The organism is Chelatococcus sp. CO-6 (assembly GCF_001271345.1).
In the GTDB taxonomy this organism is placed as follows: Bacteria; Pseudomonadota; Alphaproteobacteria; order Rhizobiales; family Beijerinckiaceae; genus Chelatococcus_A; species Chelatococcus_A caeni.
In genome coordinates this window covers 47716-70113 of sequence record NZ_CP012398.1, presented here as the reverse complement: position 1 = coordinate 70113, position 22398 = coordinate 47716, and the positions used below count along the sequence as shown (strand labels likewise).

At 68.7% G+C, this 22398-nt stretch carries 20 protein-coding genes; 13 read left to right on the top strand and 7 right to left on the bottom strand.

The window, feature by feature from the left end:
• Nucleotides 1-74: 74 nt before the first annotated feature.
• Nucleotides 75-680, bottom strand: coding sequence for an alpha/beta hydrolase (locus AL346_RS00395; protein ID WP_019400964.1), 606 nt, complete (start codon nucleotides 678-680; stop codon nucleotides 75-77).
• A gap of 62 nt (nucleotides 681-742) precedes the next feature.
• The gene (locus AL346_RS00390; RefSeq protein WP_019400963.1) at nucleotides 743-1675 is read right to left on the bottom strand and encodes a ring-cleaving dioxygenase; all 933 of its coding nucleotides are present in this window, start codon (nucleotides 1673-1675) and stop codon (nucleotides 743-745) included.
• 291 nt (nucleotides 1676-1966) lie between these two features.
• Here AL346_RS00390 and AL346_RS00385 point away from each other — a divergent pair, with 291 nt between their 5' ends.
• The 3 genes from AL346_RS00385 (at nucleotide 1967) to AL346_RS00375 (ending at nucleotide 5857) form a co-directional block, all read left to right on the top strand.
• Nucleotides 1967-2422 carry a hypothetical protein gene (locus tag AL346_RS00385; protein WP_019400962.1) on the top strand — a complete coding sequence of 152 codons (456 nt, stop codon included), beginning with the start codon at nucleotides 1967-1969 and terminating at the stop codon, nucleotides 2420-2422.
• Nucleotides 2423-2481: 59 nt separating this feature from the next.
• The gene (locus AL346_RS00380) at nucleotides 2482-3771 is read left to right on the top strand and encodes a DUF4010 domain-containing protein (protein WP_053193111.1); all 1290 of its coding nucleotides are present in this window, start codon (nucleotides 2482-2484) and stop codon (nucleotides 3769-3771) included.
• A gap of 82 nt (nucleotides 3772-3853) precedes the next feature.
• Nucleotides 3854-5857, top strand: coding sequence for an acetyl/propionyl/methylcrotonyl-CoA carboxylase subunit alpha (locus AL346_RS00375; RefSeq protein ID WP_053193108.1), 2004 nt, complete (start codon nucleotides 3854-3856; stop codon nucleotides 5855-5857).
• A gap of 39 nt (nucleotides 5858-5896) precedes the next feature.
• Here the strand turns inward: AL346_RS00375 and AL346_RS00370 are convergent, their stop codons facing one another.
• Both AL346_RS00370 and AL346_RS00365 read right to left on the bottom strand, forming a co-directional pair.
• A complete protein-coding gene (locus tag AL346_RS00370) occupies nucleotides 5897-7006 on the bottom strand; it encodes a TIGR03808 family TAT-translocated repetitive protein (RefSeq protein ID WP_245258848.1) in 1110 nt (369 codons plus the stop codon).
• Nucleotides 7007-7023: 17 nt separating this feature from the next.
• A complete protein-coding gene (locus tag AL346_RS00365; RefSeq protein WP_019400958.1) occupies nucleotides 7024-7296 on the bottom strand; it encodes a glycosyl hydrolase family 28-related protein in 273 nt (90 codons plus the stop codon).
• Nucleotides 7297-7451: 155 nt separating this feature from the next.
• Here AL346_RS00365 and AL346_RS00360 point away from each other — a divergent pair, with 155 nt between their 5' ends.
• The gene (locus AL346_RS00360) at nucleotides 7452-7754 is read left to right on the top strand and encodes an acylphosphatase (protein WP_019400957.1); all 303 of its coding nucleotides are present in this window, start codon (nucleotides 7452-7454) and stop codon (nucleotides 7752-7754) included.
• Nucleotides 7755-7766: 12 nt separating this feature from the next.
• On the opposite strand, the gene AL346_RS00355 is transcribed toward AL346_RS00360, so the two are convergent.
• Nucleotides 7767-8345: a TlpA disulfide reductase family protein gene (locus tag AL346_RS00355; protein ID WP_157672214.1), complete on the bottom strand. Its 579-nt coding sequence runs from the start codon at nucleotides 8343-8345 to the stop codon at nucleotides 7767-7769.
• A 136-nt stretch (nucleotides 8346-8481) separates the two neighbouring features.
• Here AL346_RS00355 and speB point away from each other — a divergent pair, with 136 nt between their 5' ends.
• Both speB and argC read left to right on the top strand, forming a co-directional pair.
• Nucleotides 8482-9444 (top strand): agmatinase, encoded by a 963-nt coding sequence (speB, locus tag AL346_RS00350; RefSeq protein ID WP_019400955.1) that lies wholly within the window; start codon nucleotides 8482-8484, stop codon nucleotides 9442-9444.
• Nucleotides 9445-10021: 577 nt separating this feature from the next.
• Nucleotides 10022-10999, top strand: coding sequence for an N-acetyl-gamma-glutamyl-phosphate reductase (gene argC, locus AL346_RS00345; protein ID WP_019402973.1), 978 nt, complete (start codon nucleotides 10022-10024; stop codon nucleotides 10997-10999).
• A 61-nt stretch (nucleotides 11000-11060) separates the two neighbouring features.
• Here argC and AL346_RS00340 read toward each other — a convergent pair whose 3' ends face one another.
• A complete protein-coding gene (locus AL346_RS00340) occupies nucleotides 11061-11909 on the bottom strand; it encodes a fumarylacetoacetate hydrolase family protein (RefSeq protein WP_053193106.1) in 849 nt (282 codons plus the stop codon).
• A 436-nt stretch (nucleotides 11910-12345) separates the two neighbouring features.
• Here AL346_RS00340 and AL346_RS00335 point away from each other — a divergent pair, with 436 nt between their 5' ends.
• Nucleotides 12346-13653 (top strand): OmpP1/FadL family transporter, encoded by a 1308-nt coding sequence (locus tag AL346_RS00335; RefSeq protein ID WP_026015275.1) that lies wholly within the window; start codon nucleotides 12346-12348, stop codon nucleotides 13651-13653.
• Between the two features lie 118 nt (nucleotides 13654-13771).
• Here AL346_RS00335 and AL346_RS00330 read toward each other — a convergent pair whose 3' ends face one another.
• On the bottom strand, nucleotides 13772-15574 hold the full coding sequence (locus tag AL346_RS00330; protein ID WP_019402976.1) for an alpha/beta hydrolase: 1803 nt from the start codon (nucleotides 15572-15574) through the stop codon (nucleotides 13772-13774).
• 171 nt (nucleotides 15575-15745) lie between these two features.
• Between AL346_RS00330 and AL346_RS00325 the strand changes: the two genes are divergently transcribed.
• From AL346_RS00325 to recJ, 6 genes are all read left to right on the top strand, one after another.
• A complete protein-coding gene (locus AL346_RS00325; protein ID WP_156332651.1) occupies nucleotides 15746-16108 on the top strand; it encodes a hypothetical protein in 363 nt (120 codons plus the stop codon).
• Between the two features lie 120 nt (nucleotides 16109-16228).
• Entirely contained in the window at nucleotides 16229-17446 is a 1218-nt protein-coding gene (locus AL346_RS00320; RefSeq protein ID WP_019402978.1) for an LL-diaminopimelate aminotransferase, read from the top strand.
• A 54-nt stretch (nucleotides 17447-17500) separates the two neighbouring features.
• On the top strand, nucleotides 17501-18823 hold the full coding sequence (locus AL346_RS00315) for a homoserine dehydrogenase (RefSeq protein ID WP_019402979.1): 1323 nt from the start codon (nucleotides 17501-17503) through the stop codon (nucleotides 18821-18823).
• Between the two features lie 107 nt (nucleotides 18824-18930).
• The gene (glpX, locus tag AL346_RS00310) at nucleotides 18931-19926 is read left to right on the top strand and encodes a class II fructose-bisphosphatase (RefSeq protein ID WP_019402980.1); all 996 of its coding nucleotides are present in this window, start codon (nucleotides 18931-18933) and stop codon (nucleotides 19924-19926) included.
• A 48-nt stretch (nucleotides 19927-19974) separates the two neighbouring features.
• A complete protein-coding gene (locus tag AL346_RS00305; protein WP_019402981.1) occupies nucleotides 19975-20430 on the top strand; it encodes a GNAT family N-acetyltransferase in 456 nt (151 codons plus the stop codon).
• A gap of 194 nt (nucleotides 20431-20624) precedes the next feature.
• The gene (gene recJ / locus AL346_RS00300) at nucleotides 20625-22391 is read left to right on the top strand and encodes a single-stranded-DNA-specific exonuclease RecJ (RefSeq protein WP_245303242.1); all 1767 of its coding nucleotides are present in this window, start codon (nucleotides 20625-20627) and stop codon (nucleotides 22389-22391) included.
• Nucleotides 22392-22398: the final 7 nt, after the last annotated feature.

Below are 22398 nucleotides of genomic sequence, written 5' to 3'. Positions count from 1 at the left end.
CGGGGGGCACGAAAGGCAAGGCCCGGAGCGGGGCGATCCGCGCTTCGGGCCTTCCCTGTCCTCCGGGATGTTCTTCAACCGGCCTCGGCCAGCCAGCGTGCGGAGAGATTGATGTCCGCCTGCGTCAGGCCGTGCCCGGCCGGTAGCACCTCATGCTGCACCGTCGCGCCCGCCTCGCGCAGCAGGCCGGCGAGCCACGCCGCATCGTCGGCCGGGACGATCGGATCGGCCGACCCCGACAGCATCAGCACGGGTTTGCCGGCAAGGTCCGGCAGCACATCCGGCACCAGCGGCGTCATGACCCTCAAGAGGACGGCCCCGGCGAGCGCCTCCGGCGCGAGCAGCAGCATCGCCGCGGCGATGTTGGCGCCGTTGGAGAAGCCCACCGCGAGCGGCTGCGCGATGCCGTAGCGCTCGCGCGCCTCCTCGACAAAGGCGGCGAGTTCGGCCGCCCGGAGCTTGATGTCCTCGACGTCGAACCGCCCCTCGCCGAAGCGGCGGAAGAAGCGCGGCATGCCGTTCTCCAGCACCTTGCCGCGTGGCGACAGGAGCGCCGCCCCGGGGACGAGCGTGCGGCCGAGCGGCACGAGGTCATGTTCGTCGCCGCCGGTGCCGTGCAGCAGGAGGAGCGGCGGGCGCTCAGTGCCGCCGGCTTCGTAGTGATGGATGAAGTCGCTCATCGCAATTGTCCCTGCCGTGCCCGCGCGAGGGCGGGCACGGCTCACGGGGTTGATGGTCCGGCTCAGTCGAGCGCCGGCAGGACGGCCTCGATCCGCTCCCGGTCCTTCTCGTAGGAGGGCGGCAGCTTGAGGGAGGTGCCGAGCGCCTCGAGGCTCTCGTCGATGGCAAAGCCCGGATCGTCGGTGGCGATCTCGAAGATGACGCCGCCGGGCTCGCGGAAATAGACGGAGCGGAAATAGTTGCGCTCCTTCTGCTCCGTCGCGGCGATGCCGAGCTTCTCGCGCAGCGCCTTCGCCATCGCCGCCTGGTCCGCGTCGTCCGCGGCCCGGAAGGCGACATGGTGCACCGAGCCGGCGCCCATAGTGCCGGGCAGGAAGCCGCCGGCGATGCGCAGGTCCACATAGCCGCCGACCTCGGCCTCGCCCCGGTAGCGGACGAGGTTCTCCGTGCGGCCGGCTTCCACGAAGCCGAAGACCTCGGTCAAGACCGCCGCCGTCGGCTCCGGCCGGTCGACGAGCAGAGTCACGCCCGCGAAGCCGCGGATGGCGACCTCGGCCGGGATGTCGGCCGTCGTCCAGGCCTTCGATCCGACGAGGCCAGGCGTCGCGACGAGCGCCAGGCGCATGCCGTCGGGATCCCGGAACGGCAGGACCGTGCGGTCGAAGCGCCTCGTGGGTGCCTCGTGCGTGACGCCGAGGGTGATGAGCCGCTCCGTCCAGAAGCCGAGGGCTTCCTCGGGGATGAGGAAGGCGGTTTCCAGCGTCTGGCCGACGCCCGGCCGTCCCGGCGCCACGTGCGACCACGGGAAGAAGGTGAGGATGGTGCCGGGGTTGCCCTCCTCGTCGCCGAAATAGAAGTGGTAGGTGCTGGGATCGTCGAAATTCACCGTCTTCTTGACGAAGCGCAGCCCGAGAACGCGGGTGTAGAAGTCGAGGTTGCGCCGCGGGTCGCTCGCGATCGCGGTGACGTGGTGGATGCCTGCCGAACGTGCCATGGCTCTGCTCCCTGGCTGCTGTTGCCGCTCTTGCTGCCAGATGGCGACGGCAGCGCAAATCCCTAGCCGCGCAAATGCCTCTTGCACCGCTGCAAGCCGGGAACCTCGGCATGATGGCGACAGTTGCACCGATGACGGTGATTTTCCGTCAACCACGGGCCGTCAACAACGCTTAACCTGAACAAAGATTCACGATTGGCCGTTAAGAACTTGGCGAGTGGTTGGGCGCAGGATCGTTCGTGACAGGAAGCAATCACACCGGCGCAAAGAATGCCGGGGAGGCGTCAAACAATGCTCAACAAGAACTTCTTCCGTTTCGTCGACGAGATCCTCGACCGTCAGCGCATTACCGCGAAGGACGTGACGCATCTTCAGCGTGAGATCTTGCCGGATGGCATTGCATTCCGCGAAGAAGCCGATGTGCTGATCGCGCTCGACCGCGCGGTGAAGGATCAGGATGCATCCTTCGCCGATTGCCTCGTGGCGATGGTGGTGGATTTCGTCGTGTGGGGCGAGCGTCCCACCGGCATCGTGCGCGGCGAGGATGCGCACTGGCTGGTCACCTCTCTCGGCGCCGGCGGCGGGCCGACGGTCAACGCCCTGCGCATCGGCATGGAGGTCGTGCGCGAGGCCCAGCAGGTGGACGAGGTTCTGCTCGCCTTCCTGCTGCGCGGCCAGGGCAACCGCCTGCGCCGGGCCGCGGGCGAGCCGGCGAAGGCCATGCCGCGCCGCTTCGCCGCGGCCTGAACGGCAGCGTGCGCATCATTTTCCTTTACAATCCATGCGCGCAATGACGCAGTCTGCGCATGGACCTCACCGATCTCTTCTACAGGCTCGCGGTGTCCCTCGCCGTGGGCCTTCTTGTCGGAATCGAGCGCCACTGGCGCGAGCGTGACGCGCCGGCCGGCAGTCGCACCGCGGGCGTGCGCACCTTCGCGCTGTTCGGCTTCTTCGGCGGCATCACGGCGATCATGGCGCAGGCGCTGGCGCCGCAGAACGCGCCGGTGGCGGCGATCGTCCTCGTCGCCGCGCTCGCCGTCCTGTCGGTCGCGCTCATCACGTTCAAGCGCCGCGAGGCCGAGGCCGACGCCAATTTCAGCGTCACGGGCGTCGTCGCCGGGCAGGCGACCTTCGTGCTCGGGGCACTCGCCGTCCTCGGCGACCCCGCCTTCGCCGGGGCCGCGGCCGTCGTCATGACGGCGCTTCTCGCCAGCCGCGAGGTGCTGCACGCGCTGCTGCGGCGCATGCGCTGGAGCGAGCTTCGCTCCGCCATCGTGCTCGCCGTCATGACCTTCGTCGCGCTACCGCTCATCCCGGACGAGCCGTTGCCGCAGCTCATGGGGCTCAACCCGGCGCGGGTCTGGCTGCTCGCCATCATCCTCGCCGGCGTGTCCTTTCTGGGCTATGTCGCGGTGCAGCTCTTCGGCGCGGAACGCGGCCGGCTCGTCGCCGGCGCGACCGGCGGGCTCGTGTCCTCCACGGCGGTGACGCTCGCCAATGCCCGGCTCGCCCGGGCGGGGGAGGCGGCGCTGCCGCTCGCCGCCGGCGCGCTCGCGGCGGGGGCGGTGTCCTTCATCCGCACGGCCGTCATCGTCACGGCGGTCGCGCCTGAACTCGGCCGGCTGCTGGTGCCGGGCCTCGGGCTCGGAGCGGCCGTGCTCGTCGCCGGCGCCTGGCTGCTCGCCCGTCGGGAGGGGGCGCCGGCGCAATCGGCCGCCCCCGAGGGCGGCAACCCGTTCGAGCTCGGCGAGGTGCTGAAGCTCGCCGCGCTACTCGCCTTCGTGCGCGTGGTGGGCGACCTGGCGGCCGAGCATCTCGGCGCCGTCGGCGTCTATGCCGTCGCCGCCGTCTCGGGCCTTGCCGACGTCGATGCGGTGTCGCTCGGCGTCTCCAGCCTCGTGCCCGACCGGCTCGCCCTCGGCGCGGGGGCGATCGCGATTGCCATCGCCGTCGGCAGCAACACGATCGCCAAATGCGTCTATGCCGCGATGCTGGGCGGGAGGGCCTATGCCGGGCGCTTCAGCCTCGTGTCCCTTCTCGCGCTTGCCGCGCTCGCCGCCGGGCTGCTTGCCGCCTCTGCACAAATGCCCGGATGAGCATCCGTCTTTCGCCGCAATTGTCGCCCCCGGCGCTCTCGTCTAGAAGCGGAGAGGGGAAACGGTCACCAGGGGAGCGTCCATGTTCTCGAAGATCCTGATTGCCAATCGCGGCGAGATCGCCTGCCGGGTCATCAAGACGGCGCGTCGCATGGGCATCGGGACGGTGGCGGTGTTCTCCGAAGCGGACAGGGACGCGCTGCATGTGGAGATGGCGGACGAGGCCGTCTTCGTCGGGCCGGCGCCCGCCGCCCAGTCCTATCTCGTCATCGAGAAGATCGTCGAGGCCTGCCGGCAGACCGGGGCGGAGGCGGTGCATCCGGGCTACGGCTTCCTGTCCGAGCGGGCGGCCTTCGCCGAGGCGCTGGCAAGCGCCGGCATCACCTTCATCGGGCCCAACCCCAAGGCCATCGAGGCCATGGGCGACAAGATCGAATCGAAGAAATTCGCCAATGCCGCCGAGGTCTCGACCGTGCCGGGCTTTCTCGGCGTCATCGAGAGCCCGGAGGAGGCGGTGAGGATCGCCGACGACATCGGCTATCCGGTCATGATCAAGGCCTCGGCGGGCGGCGGCGGCAAGGGCATGCGCATCGCCTATTCGGCGGCCGAGGTGGCGGAGGGCTTCGCCCGCGCCCGCTCGGAGGCGGCATCCTCCTTCGGCGACGACCGGGTGTTCGTGGAGAAATTCATCACCGATCCGCGCCATGTCGAGATCCAGGTCATCGGCGACAAGCACGGCAACGTGGTCTATCTCGGCGAGCGCGAGTGCTCCATCCAGCGCCGCAACCAGAAGGTCATCGAGGAGGCGCCCTCGCCGCTGCTCGACGAGGCGACGCGCCGCAGGATGGGCGAGCAGGCGGTGGCGCTCGCCAAGGCGGTGAACTACGACTCGGCCGGCACGGTCGAGTTCGTGGCGGGCCAGGACCGCTCCTTCTACTTCCTCGAGATGAACACCCGCCTGCAGGTGGAGCATCCGGTGACCGAGATGGTCACCGGCATCGACCTCGTCGAGGAGATGATCCGCATCGCCGCCGGCGAGAAGCTGCGCTTTTCGCAGGAAGACATCCGGCTCGACGGCTGGGCCGTCGAGAGCCGCGTCTATGCCGAGGACCCGACGCGCGGCTTCCTGCCCTCGACGGGCCGGCTCGTCACCTATCGCCCGCCGGCCGAGGGCGAGGCGGACGGGGCGCGGGTGCGCAACGACACGGGCGTCGTGGAGGGGGGTGAGATCTCCATCTACTACGACCCGATGATCGCCAAGCTGATCACCCACGCGCCGACGCGCGCGGCCGCCATCGCGGCCCAGCAGCGGGCGCTCGATGCCTTCGCCATCGACGGCATCCGCCACAACATCCCCTTCCTCTCGGCGCTGATGGCCCATCCGCGCTGGCAGGAGGGGCACCTGTCGACAGGCTTCATCGCCGAGGAGTTTCCCGAGGGTTTCGCCATGCCGAAGCCGGAAGGGGAGGTCGCCATCCATCTTGCGGCGGTGGCGGCGGCCATTGACCATCTGTTCAACGAGCGCAAGCGCCGCATCTCGGGCCAGCTGCGCTCGGCCAAGCCCGTCAGGTTCGAGCGCGAGCGGGTGGTGATGCTGGGCCGCGAGGCCGTCCCGCTCACCATCGACGACAGGGACGGAGCTCTCGTTCTCGCCTTCGCCGACGGGCGCACGGTTGCCGTCGCCTCGTCCTGGCGCCCCGGCGAGCCGGTGTGGCAGGGCCGCGTCGACGGCAAGGCGATCGCGGTGCAGGTGCGGCCGATCCTCAACGGCGTGGCGCTCGCCCATGCGGGCACGGCGACGGAGGCGCGCGTCTATACCCGGCGCGAGGCCGAGCTTGCCGCCCTGATGCCGGAAAAGGTGGCGGCCGACACCTCGAAGCAGCTGCTCTGCCCCATGCCCGGCCTCGTCAAGGCCATCGCCGTCGCCGAGGGCCAGGAGGTCAAGGCCGGCGAGACGCTCGCCATCGTCGAGGCGATGAAGATGGAGAACGTGCTCAAGGCCGAGCGCGACGGCACCGTCGCGAAGATCCACGCCAAGGAGGGCGACAGCCTCGCGGTGGATGCGGTGATTCTGGAGTTTTCGTGAGGGGCGCATGGGCTGCAGAGCAGCCCATGCGCAAGTCCATCAGTTGAAGGCGTAGTTGCGGTAAAGGACGACGTTGCTCAAGCTCGACGTCGTGTCATTTCCGAGATCCGGCGAACCGGGAACCCGCTGCACGCTGTCCGTCGCGCCATTATAGGTAGCCCGAACGATGGCGCCGGACACACCACTGCCGTCGGTCTTGTAATCGTTGATGATATTGCCGCCGACCAGAATGCGTCCATGGTTGGCATCGCTGTTGACCAGTGCAATGCCACCGCCGCACTTCTTGACCGTATTGCCCGTGACCGAATCGAAGATCTTCTGGTTGCCGAGCTTCCCGCTGTTGACGTTGGTCGGGAACACCGAGATTCCGAAGGCCTCCACATCCTCGACCATATTGCCGGTGATCAGTACGTCGCCTTGGCCGCCGATGCCTTTTCCATAGGTCTGATATGAACCGCCCGGATAGGTAATCGTGTTGTTGCGCGCCCGGGTCACCTGATTGTTGGCGACGACGGCACGGCGGCCGCCGGCATCCACATTGGTGACGGAAATGCCGACCCCGCAGAGATCGACGATATTGCCCGACACGATGCCTCCGTCATAGACGATGGCGGGATTGCTGGAGCCGTTCGGTGCCTCGACATAGATCGCGACCTCCGGTGCATCGAAGCACTGGTTGTTGATCACCTGGCTGGCGCTGCAGCTGTTCAGCCGGATGGCGGAAAAAGCGGAGGAGGTGATTTCGTTTTCCGCGACGATTAGATTGTTGGCGCGGTAGGATGAGAATCCGTTCCCATACTGACCGGTGCCGCCCGAGACGTTGCCGGTGTTGCGGATCCGATTGCCGCGCACGATGGTGCCGTCCCGACCGATGCTGTACCGCCAGACGGCGATGCCATTGTCCTGATTGCCGTCGAGGCGGTTGGACAGAATGCTGAGCCCCGTGGCATCGACGGAGAAAATGCCGCGCGAAGCGTTGCCGTTGGCTTCACAGCCTTGGACGCGTCCGCCGCATTGCCAGAGGAAGAGGCCACTGGCACCGGAGTTGACGACCTGGCAATCAATGATCTGCAGGCGATCGCACTTGCTTGCGTTGATCAGGCCGGGAGTGCCGTATCCGTTCGGAAATGGTGCGTGCTGGCCGTCGATCCGCAGGCCTCGCAGCGTTACATCGGCGAGCGGCCGGATGCGGGTGCGATGGCAAAGCGGCAGGTCTCGCTCCCGCTGACCGGGATGAAGGCCGCGCTGCCCGATTGGGCATAGATCTCGACCGCCTTGTCGACCACAGCTTCGGTGATCCGATAGGTGCCGGCCGGGATGAACAGCGGTAGCCGCTGCGTGGCAGCTGCATCAATGGCTGTGTTCAGAATATTCGACTGATCGGAGGAGGCGCCGGGCGTGAGGCCGAAATCGGCAGCGTTCAAGGACGTGGCGGTCATGAAGCAACTCCTGTTTGGATGGCGATAGGAACATATAGGGAACAAATTTGGCCGGTCAATGAAAAAAATCCTACGCTGCGAGGTGATGGCGGGATTGGTGCCGCAAGGAGCGCCTGCTACGCTGTGACGATGCAGACGAGATCGAGCCGAGAGCCATGACCTCCCGCGTCATCGTCCATGCCGTTATCAAGGGTCGCGTGCAGGGCGTCGGCTATCGGGCTTGGACGGCGCGCGAGGCGGGGGCGCGGGGGCTTGCGGGCTGGGTGCGCAACCGGCGCGAGGGCTTCGTCGAGGCGGTCTTCGCCGGGCCGGCCGATGCCGTGGAGGCGATGCTCGCGGCCTGCCGCGCGGGGCCGCTCGGTGCGCGGGTCGAGGCCATCGAGCGCTATGACGAAACGGGGAGCGCGCTCGCGCCCGGGGGCGCGGCGGATGGGTTCACGGTGCTGCCGACGGTGTAGGCGCGGCGCAGGTCAGGCCATGAAGGCGGCGAGGAAGGCCTCGGCGTCGGGCTGCAGCCAGTCCACCGCGCCGGAGATGTAGCCGACGATGTCGCCGTTGCGGTCGACGAGGTAGGTGATGGGCATGCCGTAGAGGGCGAATGGTGCGCCCTTGCGGTTGCCGGCGTCCGAATAGGCGACGTCCCCCTCGGGATCGACGAAGACGGGGAGCTTCTCGATGCCGTGGCGCTTCAGGAAGGGCGCGACGGCCCTTGTGCCGTCCCGGTCGAAGGAGATGGCGGCGACGTTGAGGCGCTGCGCATCGATCGTCCGCACGAAGGCCTCGAGGCGCGGCATCTCCTCCCGGCACGGCGGGCACCAGCTCGCCCAGAAATTGAGGAGATGGACGCGCCCGTCCGGCGCGAGCGTGTGCCGGCGGCCCCGGACATCGGTCAGGGCGAGCGCCGGCATCTGCCGGCGCGGCTCCAGCCAGACGAACTGGCTGCCGCCCTGCCGGAGCGAGGGGGCGGCGCGGGCGGGCAGAGCAGGGGCGGCGAGGGCTGCGAGGCCGCCGATGAGGGAGCGGCGGGAGAGGGAGCGTGCGCACGTCATCGCACCGCCCATAGCTCGACGGGGCGGGCCTGCCAATGGCGTCTCGCGCCGATGTGAGGCACTGCGTGTCGCCGCCCCACGCTTGATGCGGCGCGGGTGCCGGCTATCCTTCGGCAAAATGCTGCGAGGAGACGCCGTGAGCCGCAACGATTCGATCCGCCCGCGCCCGACGGACAACGCCTTTCTCGGTCCGCTCGACGGCGGCTCGCTCGAGCCGACCTATTCGGGGGCGCTGTCCTTCATGCGCCGGCGCTACAGCCGCGATCTGTCGGCGGCGGATGTCGTCGTGTGGGGCGTGCCGTTCGATTGCGCCACGTCCAACCGGCCGGGCGCGCGCTTCGGGCCGCAGGCGCTGCGCCGCGCCTCCGCGATCTTCGACGGCGATCCGCAGTTTCCCTCCGGGCTCGATCCCTTCGAGGCGCTCACGGTGATCGACTGGGGCGACTGCTCGTTCGACTATCGCCGGCTCGACCAGGTGCACGGCCTCGTCGAGGCGCAGGCGGCGGAGATCGTCGCGGCCGGATGCCATCTCGTGACGCTCGGCGGCGATCATTCCATCACGCTGCCGCTGCTGCGCGCCCATGTGGCCGAGCACGGGCCGCTGGCGCTGGTGCAGTTCGACGCCCACCAGGACACCTGGGAGGACGATGGCGAGGGCGTCTCGCACGGCACCTTCGTCACCCGCGCCGAGATGGAGGGGCTGATCGACTGCTCGCGCTCCATCCAGATCGGCATCCGCACCGTGGCGCCGGATGATTTCGGCATCGCCATCGTCGATGCCTACGAGGCGCGCGGGCTCGGCGTCGCCGGCATCGCCCAGCGCATCCGCGAGCGGGTGGGCGAGGGGCCGGCGTATCTGTCGTTCGACATCGATGCGCTCGATCCCGCCTTCGCGCCCGGCACGGGCACCCCGGTCGCCGGCGGCCTTTCGAGCGCCGAGGCGCTGATGGTGCTGTGGAGCCTGCGCGACATCGACTGGCGCGGCATGGACCTCGTCGAGGTGGCGCCGCCCTACGACCATGCCGACATCACCGCGATCGCCGGTGCGACGGTGGTGCAGCACTACCTGCAGATCCTCGCCGAGCGGGCGCGGGGGTGAATGTTTTCCCTCCCCCTTGCGGGGAGGGATAGGGTGGGGGGTGGTGCCGCATGCGGGAGGCCGTGTTCTTGCGTCACGTCCCCGCCCCGACCCCCTCCCTGCAAGGGAAGGGGAATTGATGTGGACGAGCGATGTTGATCCCTCCCCTTCAGGGGAGGGTGGATCGGTCCGCAGGACCGAGACGGGTGGGGTCAAGACCGGAGACGGTGTTCCCAATCTGAGCCCCGCGGCCCCCTCCGTCGCTGCTGCGCAGCGCCACCTCCCCCATGCGGGGGAGGATCATGACCTCGACCTTGATGTGCGATAACCCTCCCCGCGAACGGGAGAGACTGGCCGGGTCGTCATTGACACCGGCGCCCCTTTCCCGGATAAGCGTGCCCCATGATCACCGTCGCGCACATCACGCTGAACCGACGCCGCCGCGCCGCCCTTGCGCGCGTGCGATGACGCGACCTCGCGTGTCGTGATCGGAGCCGCGCCCGGAGCGCGGCTTTTTTGTTGCAATTTCGTCCCCATCTTCTGTTACCACCGGCAAACGCTCGAAAACCGTCGCCCGGACAATCGTCAGGAGCCGTCCATGAACGACACCTCGCTTCTCAACCCCGCCCGGGCCAAGGCTGCGGGTGCGCGGGCGCCGCGCGTCTTCATCGACGGCGAGGCCGGCACCACGGGCCTCGGCATCCGCGAGCGGCTCTCGGCGCTGCCGCAGGTCGAGCTCAGGTCCATCGCGCCGGAGCTGCGCAAGGACGTGGAGGCGAAGAAGGCGCTGCTCGCCGACGTCGACCTCGTCGTGCTCTGCCTGCCAGACGCGGCCGCCAAGGAGACGGTGGCGCTCGTCGAGGCCTTGGGAGAGGCCGGTCCGCGCGTGCTCGATGCGAGCACCGCCCACCGGGTGGCGCCGGGCTGGGTCTACGGCTTCGCCGAAATGACGCCGGGCCAGCGCGCGGCGATCGCCGGGGCGCGCATGGTGTCCAATCCGGGCTGCTATCCGACGGGGGCGATCGCGCTTCTGAGGCCGCTCGTCGACGCCGGGCTCGTGCCGGCGGACTATCCCGTCACCGTCAATGCGGTCAGCGGCTATTCCGGCGGCGGCCGCACGATGATCGAGGCCTACGAGGCGGGCACGGCGCCGTCCTTCGAGCTCTACGGCCTCGGCCTCGAGCACAAGCACCTGCCGGAGCTGCAGGCCTATTGCGGCCTCTCGCGGCGGCCGATCTTCGTGCCTTCGGTCGGCAACTTCCGCCAGGGCATGCTGGTGTCGATCCCGCTGCACCTCGACACCCTGCCGGAGCGGCCGACGGGAGCCGACCTGCAGGCGGTGCTCGCCACGCGCTATGCGGTGAGCGAGCTCGTCTCGGTGGCCCGGCAGGACGATGCGAGCGTCACGGGCGGCAAGATCGAGCCCGAGGCGCTCAACGACACCGACCGGCTGGAGCTCAGGGTCTATGCCAACGAGGCGCGGCGGCAGGCGGTGCTCGTCGCCCGGCTCGACAATCTCGGCAAGGGCGCCTCGGGCGCGGCGGTGCAGAACATCCGGCTGATGCTGGGAGTCTAGGCCGTCGGCAGATCGGCAGTCGACACATCTCACGACTGCCGACTGCCGACTGCCGATTGCCTTAGCCCTCGTAAGCCCGCACCTGCTGCTTCTGCGTGCCGAGGCCCTCGATGCCGAGCGCCACGACCTCGCCGCCCTTGAGGAAGCGCGGCGGCTTCATGCCCATGCCGACGCCGGGAGGCGTGCCGGTGGTGATGACGTCGCCCGGCTCGAGCTTCATGAATTGCGAGATGTAGGACACGAGGAAGGGAACGGCGAAGATCATGGTCTTCGTCGAGCCGTCCTGCACGCGTTCGCCGTTCACCTCGAGCCACATGGAAAGGTTCTGCACGTCCTTGATCTCGTCGGTGGTGACGAGCCAGGGGCCGAGCGGACCGAAGGTGGGGCAGCCCTTGCCCTTGGCCCACTGGCCACCGCGCTCGATCTGGTATTCGCGCTCCGAGACGTCGTTGCAGACGCAGTAGCCGGCCACGTAGTCGAGCGCGTCCTTCTCCTCGACGTAGGACGCCTCCTCGCCGATGACGATGGCGAGCTCGACCTCCCAGTCGGTCTTCTGCGAGCCGCGCGGCACGATCACGTCGTCATTTGGGCCGACGATGCAGGACGGGGCCTTGTTGAAGAGGATCGGCTCCTTCGGGATCGGCGAGTTCGTCTCCGCCGCGTGGTCGGCATAGTTGAGGCCCACCGCGATGAAGTTGCGCACGTTGCCGACGCAGGGGCCGAGGCGCGTGCCGGCCGGCACGGCGGGAAGGGTCTTCGGGTCGACGGCGGCGATGCGCGCCAGCGAGGCCTTGGTGAGAGCCTTGCCGGCGAGGTCGGGGACGATGCCGGAGATGTCGCGGACCGTGCCCTCGGCGTCGACGATGCCCGGCTTTTCCGCGCCCGGATTGCCGTAGCGCACCAACTTCATGGGGTATCCTCCAATTGAAACGTTTCAAGCGGGGCGGAGTGTGCTGCGCCCGGGCGTCGATCGCAAGCCGGATCGGTGCAGGTCCGATGCGCGCGGCGCGTAACCGATGCTTGTTGCGGTAATGTCACATCGGGCGAAAAGTCGCCAGCCGCACGCTTTTTCCGCAGGCGAGAAGGACCTGTGGGCGGACGGAAAAACCATTATGGTTTCCATGTGAACTATATCGGGGACGGCCGAGTTCGTGTTGTGCGCTGCAGCAATCGGCGCATTTCGGCATGGTTTTCCCGGGCCTCTCACTGAAATGTCAGTTTGCAAACAAACTGTCCGGGAGCTTGTCACTATATTGATTGTCCAAGTTGGCCTTGGCAGCATGCGAATCAAGGGCGCTCGCAAGTAACAGACGCCTCCGTGGGACGTATGGGTCAGGGGAACATCCATGAGGGATTCTCAGAAATTTCTTGCGTGGACGGCCATTTGTTCAGTTTCATTGATCGTTGCTGCGGCCGAAGCGCAGGCCGGCTCGTTCGCCATCCGTGAGCAGAGCGCCACCGGGCAGGGCATGTCATTCTCCGGCGTTGCGGCCGGTTCTGCCGGTCTCTCGTCGATGTTCTGGAACCCGGCGACGATCACCATGAGCCCCGGCTTCCGCTTCGAGGGCCATGCGTCGGTGATCTTCCCCGAGGCGAAGATCAATCCGGACCTGCCGACCCTCGGCCTCGTCGGCGCGCTCGGGGGCACCCCCGTCGGGTCCGGCAATATCGGCCAGACGGCCGTCGTGCCCGCGACCTATGCGAGCTATCAGGTCAACGACCGGCTCTGGCTCGGCGTGTCGATCAATTCGCCCTACGGCTTCATCACCAAGCCGGACCAGAACTGGGCCGGCCAGACCTATGGGCGTTCGTCGAAGGCCTTCTCCATCAACGTCACGCCGACGATCGGCTACAAGGTCACCGACTGGCTGTCGATCGGTGTCGGGCTGCAGGTGCAGTATCTCGACGTGACGTTGAAGCGCGCGCTCGGCCTGTCGCCGCTGGCGCCGGCCGCCATCCTCGAGGGCGATGCCTATGGCGTCGGCTATACGCTCGGCCTCACCCTCACGCCGCTCGAGGGCACCGAGATCGGCCTCGGCTTCCGATCCTCGATCCGCCACCAGCTCGATGGCAACATGCGGCTGGGGCCGACCACGGTCGCCCCCATCAAGGCCAACGTGAACCTGCCCGAAGTGCTGACCTTCGGCGTTTCGCAGCGCCTGTCGCCACAGTGGAAGGTGATGGCGGGCGTCGAGTGGACCAACTGGAGCCGGCTCAACATCGTTCCCGTCACCAGCGCGATCACCGGCGCCGCCGTGACGGCGCTCCCCTTCAGCTACCGGGATGGCTGGTTCTTCTCGGTCGGCGCCGAATACCAGATGACGGAGCAGCTCGCCCTCAGGGCCGGCCTCGGCTACGAGCTCTCGCCGATCACCGACCGCACGCGTGACGTGCGCATCCCGGACAACGACCGCCTGTGGGCCTCGATCGGCGCCACCTACCAGTGGAACGAGCAGCTGTCGTTCGACATCGGCTACACGCATATCTTCGTCAAGGACACGGACATCCGCCTGGTGCCGGGCAATCCGCAGTTCGCGGCGCTGCCCTTCGTCGCGGAGGTCAAGCCGTCGGTCGATATCGTCTCCGTGGCGCTCAAGTACCGCTGGGACGAGCCGGCCAAGCCGATCCCCGCGCCGATCGTGCGCAAGTACTGATCGCTTTTCCCGGATTGCCCATGCGAAGGCCCGGGCCGGTCGCCGGCTCGGGCAAGAAGCTCGGGCAAGAGGAAAGGCCGGCGGGCGACCGCCGGCCTTTGCGCGTCGGCGTCCCGCCTCAGTCCCGCATCTTCACATAGGTGCCGGGGGCGTCGCACAGGGGCTCGAGCGGCCCCTCGGCGGGGTCGCGCGCCTTGACCCGTTCGGGGCTCTGGGCGGCGATCCAGTCGATCCAGTCCGGCCACCAGGAGCCGGGCACCTCCTGCGCCTCCTTCAGCCAGTCGTCGAGCTCGCCGCGCGGCTTGCCGTTGACCCAGTGCTGGTACTTGGGCTTGGCCGGCGGATTGACGACACCGGCGATGTGGCCTGAGCCGGCAAGCACGAAGCGGATGCGCCCGCCGAAGAGCTGCGAGCCGAGGAAGACCGACCGGGCAGGGGCGATGTGGTCCTCGCGCGTGGCGAGGTGATAGGTCGGAATGGTGACGTCCGACAATTCCAGCCGCGTGTTGCCGAAGTTCATCCGGCCCTTGGCAAGGTTGTTCCTCAGATAGCACTCGCGCATGTAGAACGAGTGGTTGGCTGCCGGCATGCGCGTGGAATCGGAGTTCCAGTAGAGCAGGTCGAACGGCAGCGGGGAGACGCCGCGCACGTAGTTGTTGACGATATAGGGCCAGATCAGGTCGTTCGGCCGCAGCATGTTGAAGGCGGTGGCCATGCGCGAGCCCTCGAGATAGCCGCGCTTGGCCATCTCCTGCTCGATGGCCTTGATCTGGTCCTCGTCGACGAAGACCTTGAGATCGCCGGCATGGGTGAAGTCCACCTGGGTGGTCAGGAAGGTGGCGCCCGCGATGCGCGTGTCGCCGTTCGCCGCCATGAAGGCGAGCGTCGCCGCGAGCAGGGTGCCGCCGACGCAATAGCCGACGGCCGAGACCTCCTCCTCGCCCGTGTTGCGGGCGACGGCGTCGAGGGCGGCGAAGATGCCCTCGCGCATGTAGTCCTCGAAGCTCTTCTCGGCCAGCTGCTCGTTCGGGTTGACCCAGGAGATGCAGAAGACGGTGAGCCCCTGCGCCACCGCCCAGCGGATGAAGGACTTATCGGGGTTGAGATCGAGGATGTAGTACTTGTTGATCCACGGCGGCACGATGAGAAGCGGCCGGCGCAGCACCTTCTCGGTCGTCGGGCTGTACTGGATGAGCTCCATGAGCTCGTTGCGGAAGACGACCTTGCCCGGCGTGTTGGCGAGGTTGGTGCCGACCTCGAACCGGTGCGGGTCCGACTGGCGCACCTTGAGCTGGCCGCCGCCGGCCTCCACGTCCTCGGCCAGCATCTGCATGCCGCGCACAAGGTTGGCGCCGCTCTCGCGCAAGGTGGTGCGGATGAGCTCCGGATTGGTCGCGATGAAGTTCGACGGGGCGAGCGCGCTCGCGATCTGGCGCACGTAGAACTGCGCCTTGTGCCGCGTGTGGTCGTCGAGGCCCTCCGCATCGGCGGCGAGTCGGTCGGCCCAGTCGGTCGTCAAGAGGTAGGCCTGCTTGATGAAATCGAAGAGCGGGTTCTCCTCCCATTCGGGGTCGGCGAAGCGCCGGTCCTTGGGATCGGGCGCGATGACCGGCTCGGCCTGTTCCCCCTGCATGCGCCTCAGGGTCGACGCCCACAGGTCGAGGAAGCGCGAGGTGAGGGCGGACTGGGCCTCGATCGCCTTCTGCGGATCGGACATCCACTTCTCGGCGACATTGCCGAGCGTCTTGACGATGTCGCCCACCTCGTCGGCGGCTCCGCCCTTTGCGCGGCCTTCCTCGTATGGCTTGAGATAGGCGGCCGCCACCCGGCCGGCCTCCTCCACGAACTGGGCCATGTTGCGCGACAGGGCCTCGAAATCCGGCATCGGCGTGCCGGGTCGCTGGTCGCCCTTATCAGTCATGCGCCCTCCGCCTCTTTCCTCGACGGCATGTCTCGATCCGTTCCCTTTTTCCTCATATTAACCGACAATCTGTGACATGGGCATCATCGACGGGCATCATTGCCGGCATGGGCATCGCGCATGTGGATGAGAGACTTGTCGCAGATGGTCCTTTCACAAGAGTTCATACCGATGAGACGTTCTTTGCGAGGCCTTTTCCAGTCTGCGCCCGCGAGCCGCGCCTGCCGGGCGCTGCCCGTGCTGCTGCCGCTCGTCCTTGCCGCCTGCACGAGCGGCGGCGAGGCTGTGCGGGGCGTCGCCGTCGCCACCGGGCTTCGCGCCGAGGCGCCGCAGTCGGCCGAATTCGTCACGCAGTCGCGCCCCGAGGACCTCAGCTACATGCCCATCGGCGTACAGCCGCCGGCCCGCGCGATACGGCCGCGGACCGCCGACGAGGCCGAACGGCTGAAGCAGGAGCTGGAGGCGCGGCGGCGGGCGAACGAGGCGGCCGCCTCGGAGGCCAAGGCGCTGTCGGCGACGCCGGGAGCGCAATAGCGCGGCGGCCATGCCGCAGGCGCGAAAAAACATTCTGCCTTTGGCCGGCCGGGTGCTAAATCAAAGCTGCCGCGCCGGAAGGATTGTGATGCGCGGCCCGATCCAGGGACTCGAGTAGCCATGACCGATTTTCACCGCATCAAGCGTCTGCCGCCCTATGTTTTCGAGCAGGTGAACCGGATCAAGGCCGCCGCCCGAGCTAACGGGGCCGACATCATCGACCTCGGCATGGGCAATCCCGATCTGCCGGCGCCGCGCCACGTCATCGAGAAGCTGGTCGAGACCGCCGGCAAGCCGCGCACCGACCGCTATTCGGCCTCCAAGGGCATCGGCGGGCTGCGCCGGGCCCAGGCGGGCTATTACGAGCGCCGCTTCGGCGTGAAGCTCGATCCCGACACCCAGGTGGTCGCCACGCTCGGCTCGAAGGAGGGCTTCGCCAACATGGCGCAGGCCATCACCGGGCCCGGCGACGTCGTGCTCGTGCCCAATCCGAGCTATCCGATCCACGCCTTCGGCTTCCTGATGGCCGGCGGCGCCATCCGCTCCGTGCCGGCCGAGCCGACGCCGGCCTTCTTCCCCGCGCTCGAGCGGGCGGTGGTGCATTCGATCCCCAAGCCCATCGCGGTCGTCGTCTGCTATCCGTCGAACCCCACGGCCTATGTGGCCTCGCTCGACTTCTACAAGGACCTCGTGGCCTTTGCGAAGAAGCACGAGCTCATCGTCCTGTCCGACCTCGCCTATGCCGAGGTCTATTTCGACGGCGAGCCGCCGCCGTCGGTGCTGCAGGTGCCGGGCGCCATGGACGTCACGGTCGAGTTCACCTCGATGTCGAAGACCTATTCCATGGCCGGCTGGCGCATGGGCTTTGCCGTGGGCAACGAGCGGCTGCTGGCGGCGCTCGCCCGCGTGAAGTCCTATCTCGACTACGGCGCCTATACGCCCGTGCAGGTGGCGGCCACGGCCGCCCTCAACGGGCCGGACGACTGTATCGTCGAGATGCGCGACATCTATCGCCGGCGCCGCGACGCGCTGGTCGATTCCTTCGGCCGCGCCGGCTGGCAGATCCCGGCGCCGAGCGCCTCGATGTTCGCCTGGGTGCCCATTCCGGAGCCCTTCCGCGGCCTCGGCAGCCTCGAATTCTCGAAGCTGCTCGTCGAGAAGGCGGATGTCGCGGTCGCGCCGGGCATCGGCTTCGGCGAGCACGGCGACGAATATGTGCGGATCGCCATTGTGGAGAACGAGCAGCGCATCCGCCAGGCCGCCCGCAATATCCGCCGCTTCCTTGAAACGGCGGACAAAACGTTGCACAACGTGGTCCCGCTCGCGGCCCGGCGCTGAGGCGCCGACCGCGCCGGATCTCGTTGCCTTTCGTTCCCGCGAGTCTGGTTCACCATGTCGCATGATTTCAGGGTCGGCATCGCCGGCCTCGGCACGGTCGGCGCTTCCGCCGTGCGCATGCTTGCCCGTCAGGACGAGCAGCTTACCGCCCGTCTCGGACGCCGGGTGAGGGTGACCGCCGTGACCGCGCGCGACCGCACGCGCGAGCGTGGCTTCGATCTCGCGACGCTCACGTGGTTCGACGATCCGGTCGCGCTCGCCCGCAGCGGCGACATCGACTGTTTCGTCGAGCTCATCGGCGGGGAGGACGGCCCGGCGCTCGAGGCCGTCACCGCGGCGTTGGAGACCGGCAAGCACGTCGTCACCGCCAACAAGGCGCTGCTCGCCCGGCACGGCGTGACGCTCGCCGCGCTCGCCGAGAAGAAGGGCGTGTCGCTCGCCTTCGAGGCTTCGGTCGCCGGCGGCATTCCCGTCATCAAGACGCTGCGCGAGGCGCTCGGCGGCAACAGCGTCAGCCGCGTCTACGGCATCCTCAACGGCACCTGCAACTACATCCTCTCGCGCATGGAGGCGGAGGGCCTTTCCTTCGACGAATGCCTCAAGGACGCGCAGAGGCTCGGCTATGCCGAGGCGGATCCGACCTTCGACATCGGCGGCTTCGACACGGCGCACAAGCTGTCGATCCTCACGAGCCTCGCCTTCGGCACCGAGATCGACGCCGAGGCGATCTATGTCGAGGGCATCTCCTCGATCAGCCCCATCGACATCCGCATGGCCGACGAGCTCGGCTACCGCATCAAGCTGCTCGGCGTCGCCGAGCGAACGAAGACGGGCATCGAGCAGCGCGTCCACCCCACGATGGTGCCGAAATCCTCCGCCATCGCGCAGGTGATGGGCGTGACCAATGCCGTCACCATCGACGCCGATGCGGTGCGCGAGGTCACGCTCGTCGGCCCGGGGGCGGGGGGCGACGCGACCGCCTCTGCCGTCGTCGCCGACATCTGCGACCTTGCCGCGGGCGGTGCAGGGCCGGCCTTCGGCGTGCCCGTCGGCGCGCTGCGCAAGCCCGAGCGCGCGGCGATGCGCATGCATACCGGCGGCTATTACGTGCGCCTCACCGCCTATGACAGGCCGGGCGCCGCGGCCTCCATCGTCACCCGCATGGCGGAGGCGGACATCTCGCTGGAGAGCATCGTCCAGCACCGGTCGGAAGATGCCGCCCAGCGGGATCCCTCCGGGCGCTCCGGCGCGCCGGTGCCGGTGGTGCTCATCACCTATGCGACGACGGAAGCAGCCATCCGCAAGGCGGTGGACAAGGTGATCGGCGACGGGCATGTCGCCGAGGCGCCACAAGTTATCCGTATTGAACGGGAGTGAGCTGCGGCTGATCGTGCCGCGCCAGCGAACAGGCTCGCACCTTGAATGATCCAGACGGCCGTTCCGGCCCCGCTGATCTGAACGGCCTTTAGGGAGATCCGACCGCGATGAGCGAGATTACCGTCAAGCCGAACCAGCTGATCGAACGCATCCTCACGCTGGAGCTCGTGCGCGTGACCGAGCGTGCCGCCGTCGCCGCGGCGCGGCTGCGCGGGCGCGGCAACGAGAAGGCGGCCGACCAGGCCGCGGTCGACGCCATGCGCCGCGAGCTCAACCGCCTGCCGATCGACGGCACCGTCGTCATCGGCGAGGGCGAGCGCGACGAGGCGCCGATGCTGTTCATCGGCGAGAAGGTCGGCAACACCAAGGGGCCGAAGGTCGACATCGCGGTCGATCCGCTCGAGGGCACGACGCTCTGCGCCAAGGACATGCCGGGTGCCATCACCGTCATGGCCATGGCCGAGGCGGGCACGCTGCTCGGCGCGCCCGACGTCTACATGCAGAAGATCGCCGTCGGTCCCGGCTATCCGGACGGGGTGATCGACCTCGACGCCTCGCCGGTGGACAACATCAACGCCCTCGCCAAGGCCAAGGGCGTCAAGCCGAACGAGATCAACGTGATGATGCTCGACCGGCCGCGCCACGCCGACATGATCGCGGCCGTGCGCAAGACGGGCGCCGGCATCCGCCTCATCACCGACGGCGACGTCGCCGGCGTCATCTTCACGGCGAATCCGGAAGAGACCGGCATCGACATGTATCTCGGCATCGGCGCCGCCCCGGAGGGCGTGCTCGCGGCCGGGGCGCTGCGCTGCGTCGGCGGCCAGATGCAGGCCCGCCTCATCCTCGACACGGCCGAGAAGCTCGACCGCGCGGCCAAGATGGGCGTCGACGACCCGAACCGGAAGTACCATCTGCTCGACCTCGCCTCGGGTGACGTCATCGTCGCCGCCACGGGCGTTACCAACGGCGCCCTTCTCTCGGGCGTGCGCTTCCGCAAGGACGTGATCGAGACGGAGACGGTGGTCTACCGCTCGGCCACGGGCACCGTGCGCCGCATCAAGGCCGAGCACCGGGAACTCGCCAAGTTCCATCTGGATTGATCGTTCTCCGGATCGGCTCACACGGCAGCCGCCGGGAGGGGAGGCGCGATGTCGGAGGATGGCATTGTCGTGCGGCCGCTCGCAGCCGCGGACCGGGCGGCATGGGAGCCGCTGTGGCAGGGCTACCAAGCCTTCTACCGCATCTCCCTGCCGCCGGCGGTGACGGACGGCACCTTCGCGCGCATGCTCGATCCCGCCGAGCCGATCCATGGCCTCGGCGCCTTCGTCGACGGCGAGCTCGCGGCCATCGCGCATTACGTCTTCCATGCCACGACGTGGAGCCTCGCGCCGCGCTGCTACCTCAACGACCTCTTCACGGCCGAGGCGCAGCGGGGGCGCGGCCTGGGGCGGCGGCTCATCGAGGCGGTCTATGACGCGGCGCGCGCCGTCGGGGCGGAGCGCGTCTACTGGCTGACGCACAAGGACAATGCGGCCGGCCGGGCACTCTACGACCGCGTGGCGGAAGATGCCGGCTTCATCCAGTACCGCAAGTCGCTGCCCTGATGCGCTCTTCCCTGATGCTTTCTTCCCCGGTGCTTCTACCCTGAGGCGGTTGGCCCCGCGGTGGCGCCGTGAATAATCGGGCCATGAGCGAATCATCCCTCGCGCGGGCCCCCATCGATTCCGTAGACAGTCCCGCGGCGGCGTCCCACGCGCCGCGCCCCTTTCTCGGTGTCCAACGCTCGGCCCTCGGCCGCATGTGGCGCGACCGATGCGACGAGACGCAGGCGCTGCAGGCTCTCGCCATGGTGCAGCAGCACGGCCTGCCGGACATGGTGGCGCGCGTGCTCGCCGCGCGCGGCGTCGCCGCGGGCGATGCCGTGCCGTTCCTCGAGCCGCGCCTGCGCGATCTCTTGCCGGACCCTTCCGTGCTGCGCGACATGGATGCCGCCGTCGCGCGGCTCGTCGCCGCGGCGGAGCGGGGCGAGCAGGTCGCGATCTTCGGCGACTACGACGTGGACGGCGCCTGTTCGGCCGCCCTCATCGGCGGCTTTCTCGGCCGCTGCGGCGTTCCCTACGTCATTCACATCCCGGACCGGCTGACGGAGGGCTACGGGCCCAATACGGCGGCCGTTACCGCGCTGCGGGAGGCGGGGGCGCGCCTTCTCGTCACCGTCGACTGCGGCACCGCGAGCCATGCGGTCTTCGCCCATGCGCGCGAGCTCGGCATGGATGTGGTCGTCATCGATCACCACCAGGCGCCGGCGGACCTGCCGCGCGTCGAGGCCCTGGTCAATCCGAACCGGCAGGACGATCTCTCCGGCCTCGGCCATCTCGCTGCGGCCGGGGTGGTCTTCCTCGTGCTCGTCGCGCTCAATCGCGCGCTAAGGGAGGCCGGCTTCTGGCGGGCGGATCGGCCGCAGCCCGATCTCCTCGCCGAGCTCGACCTCGTGGCGCTGGCGACCGTGGCCGACGTCGTGCCGCTCAAGGGCCTCAACCGCGCCTTCGTGCGCCAGGGGCTCGCCGTCATGCGCCGGCGCGGCCGGGCGGGGCTGACGGCGCTGATGGACACGGCCGCCCTGTCTGGACCACCCGAGGCCTGGCATCTCGGTTTCCTGCTCGGGCCGCGCATCAATGCCGGCGGGCGCATCGGCGATGCGGCGCTCGGCGCCCGGCTGCTCCTGACGCTGGACGATGCGGTGGCGCGGGGGACCGCGGCGGAGCTCGACCGGCTCAACAAGGAGCGACAGGCCATCGAGCTCATCGCCGTCGAGGAGGCGATGGCGCAGGCGGACATGGCGCTCACGGCCGATCCCGACCGGGCGGTGCTCGTGGTGCACGCGCCGGACTGGCACCCGGGCGTCGTCGGCCTCGTCGCCGCGCGGGTGAAGGAGCGTTTCCAGAAACCCGCCTTCGCCTTTGCGGCGAACGGCGACGGCGGCCTCACCGGCTCCGGCCGCTCGATCCCCGGGGTCGATCTCGGCGCTGCGGTGCGCCGGCTGGTCGAGGCGGGGCAGGTGGCGAAGGGCGGCGGCCATGCCATGGCGGCCGGCGTGACGCTCAACGGTGACAGCCTGCCGGCCTTCACCGAGGCCATCGACGCCCTGCTGCGCGACAGCGTCGCGGTGGCGGGAGCGGACACGGCCCTCCTGGTCGACGGGGCGATGACGGCCGCCTCCGCCACGGCGGAGCTGATGGCGCGGCTTGCCGGGGCAGGGCCCTTCGGCTCCGGCCACCCGGAGCCGGTCTTCGCCTTCCCGCATCACATCCTCACGGAGGCGGCCGTCGTCGGTAACGGCCATGTGCGCCTCAAGCTGCGTGCCGGCGACGGCAGCCAGGTCGGCGGCATCGCCTTCCGCGCCGCCGACCAGCCGCTCGGCCGCGCGCTCCTTGCGGCGCGCGGCGAGCGTATCCACGCTGCCGGCAGCCTCGCCATCGACCGCTGGGGCGGGGCGGAGCGCGTCGACCTGCGGGTCACGGACGTGGCGCCAGCGACGCCGGGCAAGGCTGTGGATGGGAACTGATCCACCG

What these genes read in the sequence shown, in the direction of transcription:
- AL346_RS00395 (WP_019400964.1), bottom strand. Translation starts at nt 680, where the DNA reads ATGAGCGACTTCATCCATCACTACGAAGCCGGCGGCACTGAGCGCCCG.
- AL346_RS00390 (WP_019400963.1), bottom strand. Translation starts at nt 1,675, where the DNA reads ATGGCACGTTCGGCAGGCATCCACCACGTCACCGCGATCGCGAGCGAC.
- AL346_RS00385 (WP_019400962.1), top strand. Translation starts at nt 1,967, where the DNA reads ATGCTCAACAAGAACTTCTTCCGTTTCGTCGACGAGATCCTCGACCGT.
- AL346_RS00380 (WP_053193111.1), top strand. Translation starts at nt 2,482, where the DNA reads ATGGACCTCACCGATCTCTTCTACAGGCTCGCGGTGTCCCTCGCCGTG.
- AL346_RS00375 (WP_053193108.1), top strand. Translation starts at nt 3,854, where the DNA reads ATGTTCTCGAAGATCCTGATTGCCAATCGCGGCGAGATCGCCTGCCGG.
- AL346_RS00365 (WP_019400958.1), bottom strand. Translation starts at nt 7,296, where the DNA reads ATGACCGCCACGTCCTTGAACGCTGCCGATTTCGGCCTCACGCCCGGC.
- AL346_RS00360 (WP_019400957.1), top strand. Translation starts at nt 7,452, where the DNA reads ATGACCTCCCGCGTCATCGTCCATGCCGTTATCAAGGGTCGCGTGCAG.
- AL346_RS00355 (WP_157672214.1), bottom strand. Translation starts at nt 8,345, where the DNA reads ATGACGTGCGCACGCTCCCTCTCCCGCCGCTCCCTCATCGGCGGCCTC.
- argC (WP_019402973.1), top strand. Translation starts at nt 10,022, where the DNA reads ATGAACGACACCTCGCTTCTCAACCCCGCCCGGGCCAAGGCTGCGGGT.
- AL346_RS00340 (WP_053193106.1), bottom strand. Translation starts at nt 11,909, where the DNA reads ATGAAGTTGGTGCGCTACGGCAATCCGGGCGCGGAAAAGCCGGGCATC.
- AL346_RS00335 (WP_026015275.1), top strand. Translation starts at nt 12,346, where the DNA reads ATGAGGGATTCTCAGAAATTTCTTGCGTGGACGGCCATTTGTTCAGTT.
- AL346_RS00330 (WP_019402976.1), bottom strand. Translation starts at nt 15,574, where the DNA reads ATGACTGATAAGGGCGACCAGCGACCCGGCACGCCGATGCCGGATTTC.
- AL346_RS00325 (WP_156332651.1), top strand. Translation starts at nt 15,746, where the DNA reads ATGAGACGTTCTTTGCGAGGCCTTTTCCAGTCTGCGCCCGCGAGCCGC.
- AL346_RS00320 (WP_019402978.1), top strand. Translation starts at nt 16,229, where the DNA reads ATGACCGATTTTCACCGCATCAAGCGTCTGCCGCCCTATGTTTTCGAG.
- AL346_RS00315 (WP_019402979.1), top strand. Translation starts at nt 17,501, where the DNA reads ATGTCGCATGATTTCAGGGTCGGCATCGCCGGCCTCGGCACGGTCGGC.
- glpX (WP_019402980.1), top strand. Translation starts at nt 18,931, where the DNA reads ATGAGCGAGATTACCGTCAAGCCGAACCAGCTGATCGAACGCATCCTC.
- AL346_RS00305 (WP_019402981.1), top strand. Translation starts at nt 19,975, where the DNA reads ATGTCGGAGGATGGCATTGTCGTGCGGCCGCTCGCAGCCGCGGACCGG.
- recJ (WP_245303242.1), top strand. Translation starts at nt 20,625, where the DNA reads ATGTGGCGCGACCGATGCGACGAGACGCAGGCGCTGCAGGCTCTCGCC.